We start from the raw sequence: 15323 nt of genomic DNA, 5'->3' as shown, positions 1-15323 counted from the left end.
GGTGTGAAGGGTGATACTATGACATTCTCAAATTATTCCAAACGTATCATTTTCACCAAGGATGATTCTGTTTTTGCTTCTTTCATATAAATGCTCTCTTATACACTACCCAAAATTTAAACTTTCAATACTCAATCATCAACTTACTATCAAAGCATCTCGTAAAAAACCTATATAATATATCTAAAAAAGCCTATAATATATCTAAAGAAGCAGGAGATAATAATGCCAAACATTCTACGCCAATTATGGGAAAACATCGTGCCTATCGTTGGTATGATTGTTTTTGTCATTTTATTTATTTTAGGAATCTTTCTTTTTTTATCTTTTAATTATTGGTGCTCTTATTGGCTTAATCATACTTTTCATCATTGCTTTTATTCAATTAAAAATAACCCAATGGAGGCGACAAAAGAAAAAGAAATCATCTCCATCGGGCTATACTATTGAACACGATGAAAATCTTTAATTTAAAAGAGTTAAAGGTGGGGTGAAATCTTTTTTCAAATCATGAGCGACTCCTTCGTGTGTTAAATGGCCATAATAAACATTTAGTCCATTTAAAAGATGAGGATCCTCTAAAACCGCTTTGCGATAACCCTTATCAGCCAATGCCATGACAAAAGGTAAAGTGGCATTATTCAAGGCTAATGTGGAAGTACGCGGCACAGCACCAGGCATGTTGGTCACACAATAATGAACAATATCATCGACAACGTAAATGGGTTCTTTATGAGTCGTAGGCCGGCTTGTTTCAAAACAACCCCCTTGGTCAATAGCTACGTCAACTATAACCGACCCTGGGCGCATTTGCTTTAGAATCTCGCGTGAGACTAATTTAGGCGCCGACTGACCGGGCACTAAAATAGCCCCCACCACAAGATCAGCATCTATTACGTGTTGCTCTATGCTGCCCCCGGTTGCATAAGCAGTATTTAAACGACCTCCAAATTGGAAGTCTAACTCTTCTAAACAACGTAATGATTTATCAAGCACGGTTACTTGCGCTTTTTTACCCATCGCCATACGGACCGCGTTTGAACCCACTACCCCACCGCCAATAATTGTCACTTTTCCGGGATAAACGCCCGGAACACCACCCAACAAAATTCCACTCCCGCCAGCCGGTTTTTCCAAACAATGAGCACCGGCCTGAATAGCTAGACGCCCTGCCACTTGGCTCATAGGTGATAAGAGCGGCAATCCTCCTTTACTGGAAGTAACTGTCTCATAAGCAATAGCAATACAACCCGATTTCACCAATGCATCTGCTTGTTTAGGATCAGGAGCTAAGTGTAAGTAAGTAAATAAAATTTGCCCTTCTTGTAACAAACTATATTCACTCGGTTGTGGTTCTTTTACTTTAACGAGCATTTCTGCTTGTTGATAAAGAGATTCAGCCGTATCGACAATAGTAGCTCCCGCTGCCATGTAGGCTTCATCAGTAAAATTGATAGCACTGGCTGCATTGTGTTCAACAATAACTTTATGACTTCGATTTATAAGTTCACGAACACTATAAGGAGTTAATCCCACACGGTATTCTTCGGTTTTTACTTCTCTTGGAACGCCTATTAACATCAATTTATCTCCGATTAATAACCAATTTCAGAAAGAGCCTGTTTTCCATTGCGATAAAACTTTTCGTTCAAATCTGCGACTAAGCCGTAATCTGCAACTTGAAATATGGGCGTGTCGGGGTCTTTTTATTAATGGCCACAATAATTTTGCTGTTCCTCTCATACTCACCAAATGCTGAATGACTCCCCGAGATACCTACAGCCAAATAAAGCATGGGCGACCACCACCACGACTTGTCCCGTTTGACCGACTTGAAAATCATTAGGTGTGCACAAGACTCTGCATCAACCGCAGTCCAAGAAGCCCCCACTGCGGCTCCTAATCGATCTGCAATTTTTACTAAACGTTCAAAATTTTCTTTATGTTTTAAACCGCGTTCCCCAGAAATTAGAATTTTTGCCAAAGTTAACTCTGGTCGATCTTTTGCATAGTCTTCTTCATTAATAAAAATAGAGAGATCGTTTTTTAACGCAAATCCAACTTGCTCAATCGGCGCTGATTTTTCACCCAGCTCCATAGGTGGGGGAAACGCCGTAGCTCTTACAGTAAGCACTTGAATAGAATCCTGAGAAGAAAGAGTAGCAATTGCATTCCCGGCATAAATAGGCCGTTGATAAGTTTTTCTATCGAGGATAGCTATAACATCACTAATTTGCTCGACATTCAGCTTTCCTGCTAACCGAGGCAAGATATTTTTTCCAAAGGTTGTAGCTGGTGGTGCAAAGACAAGGAAATAATTAAATTTATTAGCATAATGTGCCAATAAGGGAGCAATGCTTTCCGCTAAAAAATGCTGGTAACACTTATGATCCGCTAACAAAATATTATCTACCCCTTTTATTCAAGTAAGCTCTTGCGCAACGGCTTGGCAGCTATAACCTGCCACCAAAATCGAAATGGGTAGCCTTTAATCCATGTACTACAGTCACAACAGACCGAGTGGATAAAGCGCACCTTAACATTATCATGCTCAACTAAAATAAGAATACTCATGGCAAAACCTGTGCTTCTTTTTTAGAATCTTTTTTAGAATCTTTTTTAGAATATTTAATAATTTATTGATAGTATTTACTTTAATTCCGTCGCTTTTCTCAGCGGGATGCTCAACTTTTAAAATTTTTAAATGGGGAGATAGAGTCACGTTAAGTTCTTAGGGAGTTAATATTTTTAAAGGTTTATTTCTTACTTTCATAATATCAAGTAATGTCGTATATTGAGGCGTGTTTAAGTCCAAATTAGTGGTAATTAACGCCCAGCCGAAGCGAAATATTAGAGTCCTCCATCCACTTATCGAGCAACTTGCATCCGACGCCCCTCTTCAATTACACATTTTGAAACAAACATCCCCTGATGCCAATCTAATAAGGCCGGCTAACATTTGACCAGTTTGGTTGCAATCATCATCAATCACTTGCTTACCCAAAATAACGAGTGAGGAGGGATTTTCTCTTGCTACGACAGATTTAAGCAAGTGCGCTACTTGGATCGGTTCTAGAGGTTGACCCGTAGTTATTAAAATGCCCCGGATCCGCCCCCCATAGCAAATGCGCTGTGCAAGGTTTCTTGGCAGCTCGCTGAGTGAATAGAAATTATAATAACTTCCTGTACTAATCTTTTATCTTTTAAACGAATAGCTTCTTCTACAGCAATTTCATCAAACGGATTCATGACCATTTTTACTTGATTGGTTTCAATTCCAGAGCCATCAGCCTTTACTCGGATTTTTACAGCCGAGTCGATGACTCGTTTAACGGTAACCAAATAACGGTAACCAAAACCTCCACTCAAAAATCTCCTCAAAAAATTGAATAACCTCAAAGCCAGGAACGCTTATTTCACTTGCGGATTGTAAACGGTACCCATCTTAAAATCATTAACCTCGGGACTAGTAAATGCATGCATAGTTCCACCAAAAATGTGCAATTGTTAGCCCCCCACCTTCGCTTCCGTCATTTCTCTTTCAAATTTGAGACAGCATCTGTGGGGTCATAGGGTTATCATGTCCGTGTTTCGTGCTAAATCCAGTACACAAAAAAGCTCTCCAAAACAATATCCCATGGCAGTAATTTTTGTTTTATCTACTTACGTCAACTTGCTTATCCGTCTCTAACCCCATCACTAGTTGACGAAGCAACATCTTGTGATCTTCCATAAAAGGCTGCATTATTTTCGATTGGTTTCTAGCCCATCACCTAATACACCCTTATCAATAAACATCCATTGCAAAACCGACATAACCTAATTCAGCTAAATAACGTGCTTTTTCTTCAACAAAATCATCTCGACCCGCGCCCAAGCATGAGCAACTAAGAACAATATGTCGTTTTTGCTTCGTTGAATCTTCATAAGCCACATAAGCTTGTAATAGGGTGTGTTCATCTCGATAATCGATCGTTTGAGTATGCATCTTATGATCTTCCTTTCAATAACCGAATCTGAACCTAATCTAGAGTGAAATCAGGTCTGTTTGCTAAAAATAATAATTGCGTAGATAGTACACTGCTTTTCTTAGCCCCACAAATGCCATATTCTGTAACATCTATGAAAGAAAATTTTCACCGCAAATCAATTTCGATGTATCAATCGTGGGTGCAGGGCGCAAGTCCCGCTGGGTTAAGCGTTGCAATTCGTCTTACTCAATCGAAAAACTCTTCACTTTCGACCACGATTTTAGAAAAATACGCAACTGTCTCGGAGCCCACATTCTATCGGGCGCTGTATTAAAACTAGAACCTCGCGCTTTAAATGAGTTATTTCCCTATTGGAAAGAACAAGAGACGTCACTTCGGGTTCCAATTACTCACAATGCTTTCTATTTTTTAATAGAAAAAAAGCCTAGTCACTTCCCAAACTAAAAATTATGAAAAATAAAAATAATTATAAAATAAAAATAATTATATCATAAGCTTGGAAAATTTTTGTAAATGGTTAAGTGAGCAAGCAGAGAATTTAGGCGTTAATATTTTTCTAGGCTTCATCGCCAGTAGTCGACCACTTTTCAATAAAGAAGATGCCATGGTGGGTGTTCAAACAGAGGGGTATAAGGGATTAAACAAAGTTGGGCAATCTGCAGAACACTATCAACCTTGGCTTAATTTATACGCAAAACAAACTTTACTTGCCAAAGGGTGACGAGGATCATTGACGGAAGAATTAATCCGACATTTTAATGTATGTCTTAACTCTGATTCTCAAAGTTATGGGATTGGAATTAAAGAATTATGGAAGATTTCTCCTGAGAAACATAAAAAAGGTGCTATCATCCACACAGTGGGTTGACCTCTAGATTGTAACACTTATGGAGGATCTTTTATTTATCATTATGAAAATAACCTACTTGCTCTGGGTCTTACTGTGGGATTTGATTATCAAAACCTTACTTAGATCCTTTTTAAAGAATTACAACGACTTAAAACACGTCCCTTTATCTGAAACCCCGCGTTATTAGAAAATAGCGAATGCGTGGGTTTATGGTTATGGAGCTCGCAACTTAAATGAAGGAGGATTACAAATCCATTCCAAAAATTATTTTTCTGGGAGGAATGCTAGTTGAGCAGCTGCATTTTTAAATTTAGGGAAAAAGTACTCACACCACCATGAAATCAGGAATTTTAAAGGCCCTCTTTTAACAGAGGATTATGGCTAGGCCTTATTATTTTGCCCTAGATCAGTTTATTTTACGCGGCAAAGCGGGGGTGGTGTGGCCCCCTCCACTTGGACATTTCGTTATCAACCCGATCACCAAAAGCATTAAAACCCATCAAAGAATTCCATAAAATCCTTTATCCTAAACCAGATGGAAAATTAACCTTCGACAAATTAACTCAGGTGTATTTAACAACAACTACTCGCCACCACGAAGATGAACCTTGTCATTTAATCGTTAAAAATCCTCAAATCGAAACTAAGATAATGATTGCTATAAGATAACGATTGCTAAATATGCAGCTCCTAAACAACGTTATTGCCCGCCCAGGTTTACGAAATTATCGAAAACAAGCACAGTTCCCCCGTTTACAAATCAACGCCTCGAATTGCATGCATTGCAAAACCTGCAATATAAGCGTTAATATAAGATTTATGGAATACCAAGATTATTATAAAATTTTAGGCATTTCACGTAATGCAACGGCCAATGAAATTAAAAAGCGATATCGGCAATTAGCCCGAAAATATCATCCCGATGTCAATAAGGAACCAAATGCAGAAGAGAAATTCAAGCAAGCAAAAGAAGCTTACGAAGTTCTCAAAGATCCTGAAAAACGAAAGGCTTACGATGCCATGGGTGCGGAGTGGAAACAAGGACAAGACTTTACCCCTCCTCATAGTTGGGAATTTCATCCTCGCAGTGAAGCTTCTTATCAAGAATTTCGTCAGGGCAATTTCAGTAATTTTTTTGAAACCCTTTTTGGAGTATTGGGCGAAGGCAGAAGATGGACTCGAGCGAAGTTTAGTCGGCGAGGCCAAGATCAACATAGTCGTGTAACTATTAATTTGGAAGAAGCTTTTCGGGGCACAACCCGAACACTCACTTTTCAAGAGCCAACGCTTAATCCAAAAACCGGCCAAATAAATTACACAACGCGAATCCTACGAGTAAAAATTCCCGCAGGGGTTACACAGGGCCAACAAATTAGATTACAAGGGCAAGGTTTGCCCGGAATAGGGGTGCACCCAACGGCAATTTGTATTTGGAAATCCATTTACAGCCCCATCAACTCTACACGATGGAAGGCAAAAATATCTATTTAAATTTACCCGTAATGCCCTGGGAGGCAGCACTTGGTTCTAAAATTACGGTTCCTACCTTGGGCGGTCCTGTTGACCTCACTTTGCCTGTAGGCTCTCAAACAGGGCAAAAACTTCGTTTAAAAGGACGAGGGCTCCCTGGGAAGCCACCCGGAGACCAATATGTGCTTCTAAATATTTATATCCCAGAGCCTAAGACGGATCAGCAAAAACAGTTATACCAAAAAATGTCGGAACTCATGCATTTTAATCCACGTAAAGAATTATTGAGGCAATCATGACAAAACAAATTTTACAAGGTATTATCGTGGAACAATCTGCATCGCTTAATCTGGAAGAATTAAGCCAAGCAGTGCATTTACAGACGCAAGTAGTTATCAAAATGGTTGAACATCAATTAATCGAACCTGAAGGTAGTGCTCCCAATTCCTGGCGATTTGATAATGCTTGCCTAAAACGCGCAAAGATCGCAGCAAGTTTTTATTGCGATCTCGAAGTTAATATGCCTGGAATTGGTATTGCATTGGACCTCTTAGAGAGAATCGAATATTTAGAACAGCGCTTACAAACTCTGGAGTGTTTTGAAAAAAAATAAAGAGAAAAAATATGTTACGATCATTATGGATGATGAATTATGGATGCTGATTTTAGTAATTTCTCTTTTTATTTCACTATCGAGTTTCTCCTAAGCACGACTATGCGGCTTGCTTTGGTACCTAGCATAGAAATTAACATAGAAATTATTTACTGACGTCCTTTTAATCATCTAGAAACGTTGCTTAGAGCCATTAAGCTAATGTGCTTGCGCCAGTCCCATCTGCCCAAATGATTTTTGCATGAGCAATCCTACCTACCCCAACCCCCGTGCCGCCATCCCCCATAAAAATTATGGGCACACCCAGGCACTGAATAAGCACATGAGTCCAATAAAAGCTTCCTCTTTTATCTTAATCATTGATTTTCTTCCAGAGTTTTTTTACATAACCGCTCAATTAGCAATGCAGAATGAGTTTCGAATGCTGATAAATTCAGAGCGTTTTGTATTTGAATTGCAGTTAATTGTTTGGCTTCTTCAAAAGTTTTGTTTTCAAACCAGCCACAGACATATTCACAAGCCGCAATGGCGGAAACAGATCCATAAGCCTGAAATTTGGCTTCTTTTATTTTAGTGTGATCATAACGGACATAAAGCTTAAATAAGTAACCTTGCTCGCGAGTCCCTATTTCTCCCTGCTTTACTGGAGGATGATCTGCCTCTTGCAATATTCCTGCATGTTGCGTATCCAAAAAATAATCTAAAACTTCATTAGAATAACGCATGACTTGATCTAATCGATTAACTTTTTCTTAACGTTCTCCCAAAGAGGAGACATTTCGCGCAAGCGATTCACTTGCTCCGCAATATGGACAATCGCTGCATCGACTTCCTCTTTAGTAGTAAATCGTCCCAAGCTAATGCGAATAGAATTATAAGCTTCTTCTCGGTTTAATCCCATTGCCAATAATACGTGAGAGGGATTAGGATTTGCGGAATTGCACGCTGAGCCACTCGAAATTGCTACTTTTTGTAATCTTACCATTAACGATTCACCTTCCACTCCATCAAATCGAACATTCAGACATCCGGGAATTCGTGGAGCTGTTTCAGCATTCAGGTGAACACCACCCAACTGGGATAGCCCTAACCATAACCGATCACGCAGTTGGGTAATATTTTTTACATCATCTATCATGCGTTCTTGAGCTAAGACAAAAGCTTTACCCATACCCACAACCTGATGCGTGGCCAACGTCCCAGAACGTAAACCTTTTTCATGGCCGCCCCCATGAATTAAAGGTTCTAAGCGGACACGAGGAGTGCCACGCACATATAAAGCTCCAATACCTTTTGGCCCGTAAAGTTTATGGCCCGAAAAAGACATTAAATCAACTTGCATATAATTTAAATCAATAGGAACTTTACCTGCACTCTGTGCAGCATCTACATGAAAAAGGACACCGTGTCGGCGCGTAACTTCACCAATAGAAGCAATATCTTGAATAACACCAGTTTCATTATTAACATGCATAAAGGACGCTAAAATTGTATCCGAACGAATAGTGGCTTCAAATTCGGCCAAATTTAATAAGCCATCACCTTGAGGATTTAAATAAGTGACTTTAAAACCTTGGGAAGAGAGATAAGCACATGTGTCCAGTACAGCCTTATGCTCCGTGCTTGTAGTAATGATATGCTTACCTTTACGATGGTAAAAAGAGGCCGCTCCTTTGAGAGCCAAATTATCTGATTCCGTTGCGCCGGAAGTCCAAACAATTTCTTGAGGATCGGCATTTACTAACTTCGCAACAGACTCACGTGCTTTATTGATTAATTCTCGCGCCCTCCATCCATAAATATGACTTTCGGAAGTGGGATTTCCAAAAATTCCTTCTTTAGTTAAACAGGCTATCATTTCCTGCGCTACAATAGGATCGACAAGCGTAGTTGCCATATAATCCAAATAAATAGGTAATGCCATCATTTCTGCCTAGTGCCAATACGATAAAACCACGTACACAATGCTAAGAATACAAGGATTCCCAACACGCTCGCTATTGGAGCAAATCCTCGTTCTACTAACGCTAATGCATTAGCACTTCCCATTATAACAAACGGAATCGCTAAAATTACTCCCATTAAGGCGCTCCCTGCCACCATTCCGCAAGCCATTAATACTCCGTTTTGATGGCCAACCATTCCGTCCTCTTTCTCTGAACGTTTTTTTATCTGCCATCGCTTTTTAACTAAAAAACTTACCAATCCACCGATGACTACAGGGGTAATCACCTCGGGAGGTAAATAAATACCTAAACCAACTGCCAAAGCAGGCAACCTAGAGTTACGGCGCTTTAGAAATTCATCGATTGTGATAATAATGACAGCCACTACCCCACCAACAATGATCATTCCCCAATTAAGATGACGGGTTAATACCCCATGAGAAACAGCCGCCATTAAGCCCGCCTGAGGTGCTGACAACATCTGGGAAAGATCCATTCCCGGACGTGGGTAAACACCACCCATGCCATAAGCATCGAATAGAAGTTGAAGCACGGGACCGATAAAAAAAGCTGAAACACCGACACCGATTGCCATCATTAATTGTTGCCGCCAGGGCGTGGCTCCTACCATTTTACCCGCCTTAAGGTCTTGGATATTTTCTCCTGCAATCGAACCAATACCCGCAAGAATAGTAGCAATTACAATAACCGCGGATGCAATATAATGTGCCTGCTCCGATTCGCGAACACGAAATATTAGTAAGAATAAAAATGAAAGCAACAAAATAGCAGTAATCAAAAGACCTGATAAAGGATTATTGCTTGATCCTACTAATCCACAAAAATAACTCGATATAGTTGCTAAAAGAAAGCCAATAATTATTACATAAATAACCGAAATAAAAGCTACAACCCATAAATAATTGACAGTTGCTACAATATGTGCTCGATGTAAATAATAGAAAGTATAAAAAAATAATGAAGCGACAATGACTAAAACACCAACAACAATCCACATCGGTGGCATATCCATTTCAGTTCGTAAACGGCGCTTGCCAAAACTCCCTTCTAAACCTTCTCGAAAACCAATAAAAGAAAGGTGTATTCCTTTTCCAATAGGCTTCAATAATCGAAATAATGTCCATATTCCGCCGATAAGCATTGTTCCTACGCCGACAAAACGCAAATGCGCATCCCACAACTGCGTAGCTGCATCATAAGCTGAGGTTACATTGTCAGGTAATCCATAATAAAGTCCGATAAAAGGCAATAGGATTAACCAACCTACAAAAGCTCCGGTAAACAAACTCACGGCTACTTCAAAACCCACAATAAACCCTGCCGCTAAGGTAGCAGGAGTAAAACCTACCGAAAAACCAAAAATGGTTCTCCCCACAAATGTCCACATTTGCAAACTATCAGCGACCACTTTTAAACCAATTTGTGCAAAAGCTACTAGCCCACCGACTAAGCCGCCCTGAGTCAATAATTTCAGTCCGGCTTTTCCTTGTGCACTTACTCTGAGAACATTTCCGATAGCCGTTCCTTCAGGAAAATGTAAGGCAGGGAGATTAAGCATGATTCGGCGCAAAGGAACCGCAAATAAAACCCCTAAAAGTCCCCCTAGTAAAGTAATAATAGCCGTCTCCCAATAAGAAAAACCTTTCCAAATATGGAGAAAAATCATAGCCGGTAAAACGAAGGCTATAGCAGCTGCAACGCCTTCCCCCGCAGAAGCTGCCGTTTGAATTAAATTGCTTTCTAAAACATTATGTTTTTTAAACAGCCGTAAAATTCCTAATGCAAATACTGATGCGGGTATGGAAGCAGAAATGGTGGTCCCAATTTTTAAAGCAAGATAAGCGTTGGCTGCCGATAAAATAACAGCAAGAAGAATAGATAATATAATGGCTTTAAAAGTGAATTCGGGCAGTTGAATAGAAGCTGGGATTAATGGTTCATTTTCTCTATTAGTATCATTCACTGATATTTCCTTAACTAAAAATAGGAATAAGATTTTAACAGTAATCGTCTCGTTTATAAATAGCACCCAAGATGCCTCGTAAAAGATGCCTCGTAAAATATTCGTAAAATATTCAACTCAGTTTCATCAATCTCAGCGCGGTTGAAGAGACGCTTTAACCTTTTCATAAACATTTTGGGTTGCTTAGGATCTATAGATTTATGGCTATTAGCGTTTTTTCCAAATGATCATAAAAACCCAAATATTTATTCAGCGGTTGCTTTTTCGGTTAAATTTTTCTGATGGTTTTTTTGCTTTCCTTCTAATGAAGCCATATGCATTTCATACGTAATAATTTACATAAATTGTGCTAAATTAAAGAGCTGAATTCTTTTTCGGCTGGTATTGTCACATGATAATGACAATAAGCAAGCTCTTCATTTGTAAGACCTGATCGTTCCTAGCCCAAATACGATCGCTATTTCACTCACCTGTGTAACAACTTGTTTACCACATACCACACTGCCGTGCGGTTTTCAGAGGCCATGTCAATGTACGAACTCGGGTATTGGTAAGTTATTCCATACACGGAATTACAACCCTTGAGTCCTGTATTTAAATTATCAACCACAATGGTTTAAGCCAAGATATAATTTGCCCCTGCCGCGGCCCCCGCAGGCTATATGAGGAAAAAATTCCGGTTGGACCAAGTACAATCTTGAGAAGCCCATGCTTTTCATAGCTCAAGCAGTGGCACAGATTTTTCCAAGATAGCTAAGGTTAACCAAAACTATTCGAAATAAAAATCCAGGTTACTTTTACAGGCATAACTCACATGCTATCATTCTGAACCCTATGACCCAAAAGAAGTACACTTATGCACCCAATGCTTAACATCGCTATTCAAGCTGCTCGCAACGCCGCACGTATCATTGTTCGTTTTGTGGACAGACTCGATACGGTCGATGTTAAAGAAAAACATCAAAATGATTTCGTCACCCAGGTAGATCAACTTTCCGAACAAGAAATTATTCAGACTATTCAGAAGGCATATCCGGATCACACTATCTTAGCTGAAGAATCGGGTCTTCATAAATCTAAAAATGATTTCACCTGGATTATTGACCCTTTAGATGGCACTACTAACTTCATTCACGGTTTTCCTCAAATAGGAATATCTATTGCTTTAAAGTATCGAGATAAATTGAGTGTAGCGGTCGTATATGATCCTCTCCGTCAAGAATTATTTACCGCTACCCAAGGGGGCGGTGCTCAATTAAACAATCGTAAAATCCGGGTTAGCACTCGCACAAAAATAAACGAAGCGCTTACCGGTACGGGTACGGGTTTTCCTTTTAAAGAAAAGACACTTTTTCAAGCATATCTTAAACTTTTTCAAACTATTTTTCCTCAAACTGCAAGTGTTCGCCGTTCAGGTACAGCGGCTTTAGATTTAGCTTATGTAGCAGCTGGACGTTTAGATGGTTTTTGGGAAATGGGCTTAAAACCATGGGACATGGCCGCGGGCATTTTACTCATTACCGAAGCAGGCGGTTTTATAGGTGATTTTCAAGGAAAAAATGATTATATGGAAAATGGTAATTTAATCGCCGGTAATCCTAAAATTTACAAAATCCTAAACGAATTAATTTCAAAAAAAGACAATTACCGAAATGATAGAAATAGTTAAAAATAGTCTCTCAGGTAGGCTCAAAATTCGATCTATTTTTAATTCTTATGCAAAGAAGCTCTGGCACAATTAATTTCTCCACCATTTAACTCATCAATTGCTTGCATGTAATCAATATTAGGCACAGGAGCAATCCAATCAGCGGCTTTCTTCCATACGGAATGTTCCACCTTGTTTAAAACGACTTTGTTAGCACATTGATAAGGATACTCTCCGAAATATTTGTCGATTGGCTCGTGAGATAACCTTCAATTGCTTTCTGGCAAATTCATTACCAGCATCTGCAACAGACTCATAAAAATAATAGCCCTAGCTCTATCTATTGGAACGCCCACTCCAAATTGATAAATACGATTTAAAGGGACATTAGCTTTTGTTCTTCCTGCTTTTGCTGATTTTTCGTAATAAATAGGAGATTGACCTAAATCAATTTTCTGAGCCACCCCAGTTTCACTCATTAAACCCAATTGATATCATGCGTTAGGATCATTTTGCTTTGTTACGCATTTGAAAGCTTTTAAAGCCATCATCGGTTTGAATCGAAAACCGCCGGAAACCCTTTCAGATACATTTTTGATATTTAAAAGGGTGTCAGGGATAGACCCATACCGAGAGGCTTGTGCGTAGAGTTGAAAAGCTCTTTGGTAATTTACTGGAATTCCTTTGCCATACTCATATATCAAACCTAAATTGCACAATGCTTGAGGATTATCTGATTCAGAAGCCATTGCATACCATTGTATTGCTTTAGCATAGTTGTATTTACTCATTTCATAAATAAAAATAAAATCAAGATTAACTTCAACAGAAATATAACGTTGAGCCGCTAATATCATCAACCATTCAATAGCTTTATCCACACTACAATCTATCCCAATGCCCTAAGTAATACATATTTTCCAATAAAAATTGGGCAATGGGATGATTCCCTTGATCTACAGATTTTTGGTACCATTCTAAAGTCTTTTGATAATTTTCTTTAAAAATGATTCCATGTTCGTTCATAAATCCTAACTTTAATTCGGCAGCAGAATCTTATTTTCTGCTAATTATTGGTAAGATATCCACCGATTTTTTGAATCTTCGGAATCAGATCAAATAATAATTAGCCAATAATTCTTTCAATAATTCTTTTCTTTCAATAATTCTTTAACTTTATCGTAATGTTCTGCAGTCTTAATAAGGAGAGACAAAAAGTTCTCTCCAGATTTAACATAGAGATTTTTACTTTGCTAAGATCACTAAATTATACTGAGCAAAATCATTACTGAGCAAAATCATTTCCTTGCTCTGCGGCCTTTTCTAATAAGTGGATACTTTCTTGCTGTTTCCGTTTCTCAGTAAGGTAATTAAGTATCCAACATAAATTCAGCAATCGCATTGTTCGCATTGTTTTCTTCAGAAAGTTTTTTAAAAACTCCATGGCTCTTCTTCGTATGACTATTAATGCCAATACCACGATCATATAAAATAGCCAATAACATATTTGGATCGTTTGAACTAGCCGTTTTTTAACACTTTCGATGAGTTTTTCAGATTCGGGAATTAATTTCTTTTGCTGCGCATAAAAATAAACCAATTTTAATAAAGTTCTTCCAAACGAAAAGCAGCCACTACTAAACCACTATTAACAGCTAGATTATACATTGCCTTTTCGTTATTATTAAAATTATTAAAAATAGTTTTCCCTTTCACCTTAATACCATATTCATAAAATAGTGCTTAAAACAAACTGTGCCTGGAAACTTCTCTTTAGAGCTGATTGGGTGAGCGAATTAATCGCTTTCTTATAGTCTTGGGAAACGACTTTCCCTTGTAAATAGAACAAACCTAGCTTATATTGAGCTTTAAAGTCTTCTTACTTAGAAGACTTTAGATAAGTACTGAAAAGCAGTATGCAGATCTTTTTGCAATCCCAAGGCATTCCCAAGCCATTATCATACATCTGTCCTAATTTAAATAGCTTTTGAGGATTTCCAACATAAGCCAAGCCTGGCTTGATAGTAACTTAAAAGCTTACTGATAATTAGCTACGCCAACCAGTATTTCAAAAGTATAATGAGAGGGACCCACCAATTCAAAATTTCTTTTTGATAATTAAATCATATCATATGACTTAAGATTTCTTCCGGCGATATATTTTGAGGTTCTGCTAAATTAAAATTTAATTTAACAATAGAAGCTTTATGAGGGTTATAGGGCACGGCGTCATGGTTAAGGAATTTGAGGTTCCCGCAATTATAGTAGAATTTTTAAGCTGAATGTTTGCTTTTTTCATCATAGATTTCATAAACTGCCAATGATTAGTTTTACCAATATATCGTCGTTCTTCGTTGGAATCTAAATCATTTTGAGAATCTTCTGTTTTCGCTTCGTTGATTTTCTCTAGTTGCTGATCAGCTCGTTTGTTACCGTTTGAAGCAGCTTTTCTAATCACTCAATTCCTTGTGCATTATCTTTTCCGTCTTTGCTTTCATAAAGAATATTACCTAGCAAATAGCAAATATTGAGTTTCAGGATAATTATGATTTTCAGCTGCTTTGATGAGCCAAATCCTTCCAATTCGTTTATCACTCAGATGTTTTTTATTGGATAAAAAAATCTTTGCTAATTCGTAATTTTTTTAACTCCACATCCATATAGGATAACTAATTCCGGTAAATAATTGAGTATTGGCATCTGCTGCTTCTTTAAACTAAAGAAGAGAATTTTCTAAATTTTTTTGTTCGCTAATTTTTGTTCGCTAAAATAATAATTCCCTATCCCAACAATTTCCTCGATTATTATCATCATAAAGGC

Annotated in this window: 18 protein-coding genes and 2 pseudogenes; 6 read left to right on the top strand and 14 right to left on the bottom strand. The window is 38.3% G+C overall.

Translation table 11 applies throughout. The features are described from left to right. Positions 1-225: 225 nt before the first annotated feature. Positions 226-450: an FXYD domain-containing ion transport regulator gene (locus tag MRH55_RS04705; RefSeq protein ID WP_304985111.1), complete on the top strand. Its 225-nt coding sequence runs from the start codon at positions 226-228 to the stop codon at positions 448-450. A 15-nt stretch (positions 451-465) separates the two neighbouring features. Here MRH55_RS04705 and ald read toward each other — a convergent pair whose 3' ends face one another. The 4 genes from ald to MRH55_RS04685 form a co-directional block, all read right to left on the bottom strand. Continuing rightward, the gene (gene ald, locus MRH55_RS04700; RefSeq protein WP_304985110.1) at positions 466-1581 is read right to left on the bottom strand and encodes an alanine dehydrogenase; all 1116 of its coding nucleotides are present in this window, start codon (positions 1579-1581) and stop codon (positions 466-468) included. Between the two features lie 79 nt (positions 1582-1660). Beyond that, positions 1661-2401, bottom strand: a complete 741-nt coding sequence (locus tag MRH55_RS04695) for an electron transfer flavoprotein subunit alpha/FixB family protein (protein ID WP_304985109.1) — start codon at positions 2399-2401, stop codon at positions 1661-1663. A 692-nt stretch (positions 2402-3093) separates the two neighbouring features. Further along, positions 3094-3369 carry an electron transfer flavoprotein subunit beta/FixA family protein gene (locus MRH55_RS08035; RefSeq protein ID WP_439647872.1) on the bottom strand — a complete coding sequence of 92 codons (276 nt, stop codon included), beginning with the start codon at positions 3367-3369 and terminating at the stop codon, positions 3094-3096. Positions 3370-3787: 418 nt separating this feature from the next. Then, positions 3788-3988, bottom strand: a complete 201-nt coding sequence (locus MRH55_RS04685) for a dienelactone hydrolase family protein (RefSeq protein ID WP_304985108.1) — start codon at positions 3986-3988, stop codon at positions 3788-3790. A gap of 500 nt (positions 3989-4488) precedes the next feature. Between MRH55_RS04685 and MRH55_RS04680 the strand changes: the two genes are divergently transcribed. The 4 genes and pseudogenes from MRH55_RS04680 (at position 4489) to MRH55_RS04660 (ending at position 6925) form a co-directional block, all read left to right on the top strand. Further along, complete coding sequence (locus tag MRH55_RS04680; protein ID WP_304985107.1) at positions 4489-4713, top strand: hypothetical protein; 225 nt, start codon at positions 4489-4491, stop codon at positions 4711-4713. A gap of 9 nt (positions 4714-4722) precedes the next feature. After that, a pseudogene (locus tag MRH55_RS07805) lies at positions 4723-4965 on the top strand (NAD(P)/FAD-dependent oxidoreductase). A gap of 444 nt (positions 4966-5409) precedes the next feature. Further along, a pseudogene (locus MRH55_RS04665) lies at positions 5410-6611 on the top strand (DnaJ C-terminal domain-containing protein). Further along, a complete protein-coding gene (locus MRH55_RS04660) occupies positions 6608-6925 on the top strand; it encodes a chaperone modulator CbpM (RefSeq protein WP_304985105.1) in 318 nt (105 codons plus the stop codon). The pseudogene MRH55_RS04665 and the gene MRH55_RS04660 overlap by 4 nt, the downstream one beginning before the upstream one ends. 356 nt (positions 6926-7281) lie before the next feature. Here MRH55_RS04660 and MRH55_RS04655 read toward each other — a convergent pair whose 3' ends face one another. Genes MRH55_RS04655 through MRH55_RS08160 form a run of 4 tightly spaced genes read right to left on the bottom strand, consistent with a single transcriptional unit; the run spans position 7282 to position 11022 of the window. After that, complete coding sequence (locus tag MRH55_RS04655; RefSeq protein WP_304985104.1) at positions 7282-7650, bottom strand: iron-sulfur cluster assembly scaffold protein; 369 nt, start codon at positions 7648-7650, stop codon at positions 7282-7284. Positions 7651-7658: 8 nt separating this feature from the next. Then, positions 7659-8849 carry an IscS subfamily cysteine desulfurase gene (locus MRH55_RS04650; protein WP_304986133.1) on the bottom strand — a complete coding sequence of 397 codons (1191 nt, stop codon included), beginning with the start codon at positions 8847-8849 and terminating at the stop codon, positions 7659-7661. Beyond that, entirely contained in the window at positions 8849-10855 is a 2007-nt protein-coding gene (locus MRH55_RS04645; protein ID WP_304985103.1) for an OPT family oligopeptide transporter, read from the bottom strand. The genes MRH55_RS04650 and MRH55_RS04645 overlap by 1 nt, the downstream gene beginning before the upstream one ends. Before the next feature lie 53 nt (positions 10856-10908). After that, entirely contained in the window at positions 10909-11022 is a 114-nt protein-coding gene (locus MRH55_RS08160; RefSeq protein WP_500784506.1) for a hypothetical protein, read from the bottom strand. Between the two features lie 689 nt (positions 11023-11711). Here MRH55_RS08160 and MRH55_RS04640 point away from each other — a divergent pair. Beyond that, complete coding sequence (locus tag MRH55_RS04640; protein ID WP_304985102.1) at positions 11712-12524, top strand: inositol monophosphatase family protein; 813 nt, start codon at positions 11712-11714, stop codon at positions 12522-12524. A 38-nt stretch (positions 12525-12562) separates the two neighbouring features. Here the strand turns inward: MRH55_RS04640 and MRH55_RS04635 are convergent, their stop codons facing one another. The 6 genes from MRH55_RS04635 to MRH55_RS04610 all read right to left on the bottom strand — a co-directional run bounded on the left by MRH55_RS04635 (position 12563) and on the right by MRH55_RS04610 (position 14961). Next, complete coding sequence (locus MRH55_RS04635) at positions 12563-12694, bottom strand: hypothetical protein (RefSeq protein ID WP_304985101.1); 132 nt, start codon at positions 12692-12694, stop codon at positions 12563-12565. A gap of 78 nt (positions 12695-12772) precedes the next feature. Beyond that, on the bottom strand, positions 12773-12982 hold the full coding sequence (locus MRH55_RS04630) for an SEL1-like repeat protein (protein WP_304985100.1): 210 nt from the start codon (positions 12980-12982) through the stop codon (positions 12773-12775). 15 nt (positions 12983-12997) lie between these two features. Further along, positions 12998-13384, bottom strand: a complete 387-nt coding sequence (locus tag MRH55_RS04625; protein ID WP_304985099.1) for a tetratricopeptide repeat protein — start codon at positions 13382-13384, stop codon at positions 12998-13000. A 1-nt stretch (position 13385) separates the two neighbouring features. Next, positions 13386-13529, bottom strand: a complete 144-nt coding sequence (locus MRH55_RS04620) for a hypothetical protein (protein WP_304985098.1) — start codon at positions 13527-13529, stop codon at positions 13386-13388. Positions 13530-13873: 344 nt separating this feature from the next. Further along, the gene (locus MRH55_RS04615; protein WP_304985097.1) at positions 13874-14008 is read right to left on the bottom strand and encodes a hypothetical protein; all 135 of its coding nucleotides are present in this window, start codon (positions 14006-14008) and stop codon (positions 13874-13876) included. A 680-nt stretch (positions 14009-14688) separates the two neighbouring features. Further along, a complete protein-coding gene (locus MRH55_RS04610) occupies positions 14689-14961 on the bottom strand; it encodes a hypothetical protein (RefSeq protein ID WP_304985096.1) in 273 nt (90 codons plus the stop codon). Positions 14962-15323: the final 362 nt, after the last annotated feature.

It is taken from the genome of Coxiella-like endosymbiont, assembly GCF_030643785.1.
Lineage (GTDB): Bacteria > Pseudomonadota > Gammaproteobacteria > Coxiellales > Coxiellaceae > Coxiella.
This window is presented reverse-complemented; position numbering and strand designations above follow the sequence as displayed.

Excerpts from the sequence above, each read along its gene's own strand:
- MRH55_RS04640 (WP_304985102.1), top strand. The coding sequence starts at position 11,712 with ATGCACCCAATGCTTAACATCGCTATTCAAGCTGCTCGCAACGCCGCA.
- MRH55_RS04620 (WP_304985098.1), bottom strand. The coding sequence starts at position 13,529 with ATGAACGAACATGGAATCATTTTTAAAGAAAATTATCAAAAGACTTTA.
- ald (WP_304985110.1), bottom strand. The coding sequence starts at position 1,581 with ATGTTAATAGGCGTTCCAAGAGAAGTAAAAACCGAAGAATACCGTGTG.
- MRH55_RS08160 (WP_500784506.1), bottom strand. The coding sequence starts at position 11,022 with ATGAAAAGGTTAAAGCGTCTCTTCAACCGCGCTGAGATTGATGAAACT.
- MRH55_RS04655 (WP_304985104.1), bottom strand. The coding sequence starts at position 7,650 with ATGCGTTATTCTAATGAAGTTTTAGATTATTTTTTGGATACGCAACAT.
- MRH55_RS04705 (WP_304985111.1), top strand. The coding sequence starts at position 226 with ATGCCAAACATTCTACGCCAATTATGGGAAAACATCGTGCCTATCGTT.
- MRH55_RS04615 (WP_304985097.1), bottom strand. The coding sequence starts at position 14,008 with ATGTTATTGGCTATTTTATATGATCGTGGTATTGGCATTAATAGTCAT.
- MRH55_RS04630 (WP_304985100.1), bottom strand. The coding sequence starts at position 12,982 with ATGAGTGAAACTGGGGTGGCTCAGAAAATTGATTTAGGTCAATCTCCT.
- MRH55_RS04660 (WP_304985105.1), top strand. The coding sequence starts at position 6,608 with ATGACAAAACAAATTTTACAAGGTATTATCGTGGAACAATCTGCATCG.
- MRH55_RS04685 (WP_304985108.1), bottom strand. The coding sequence starts at position 3,988 with ATGCATACTCAAACGATCGATTATCGAGATGAACACACCCTATTACAA.
- MRH55_RS04650 (WP_304986133.1), bottom strand. The coding sequence starts at position 8,849 with ATGGCATTACCTATTTATTTGGATTATATGGCAACTACGCTTGTCGAT.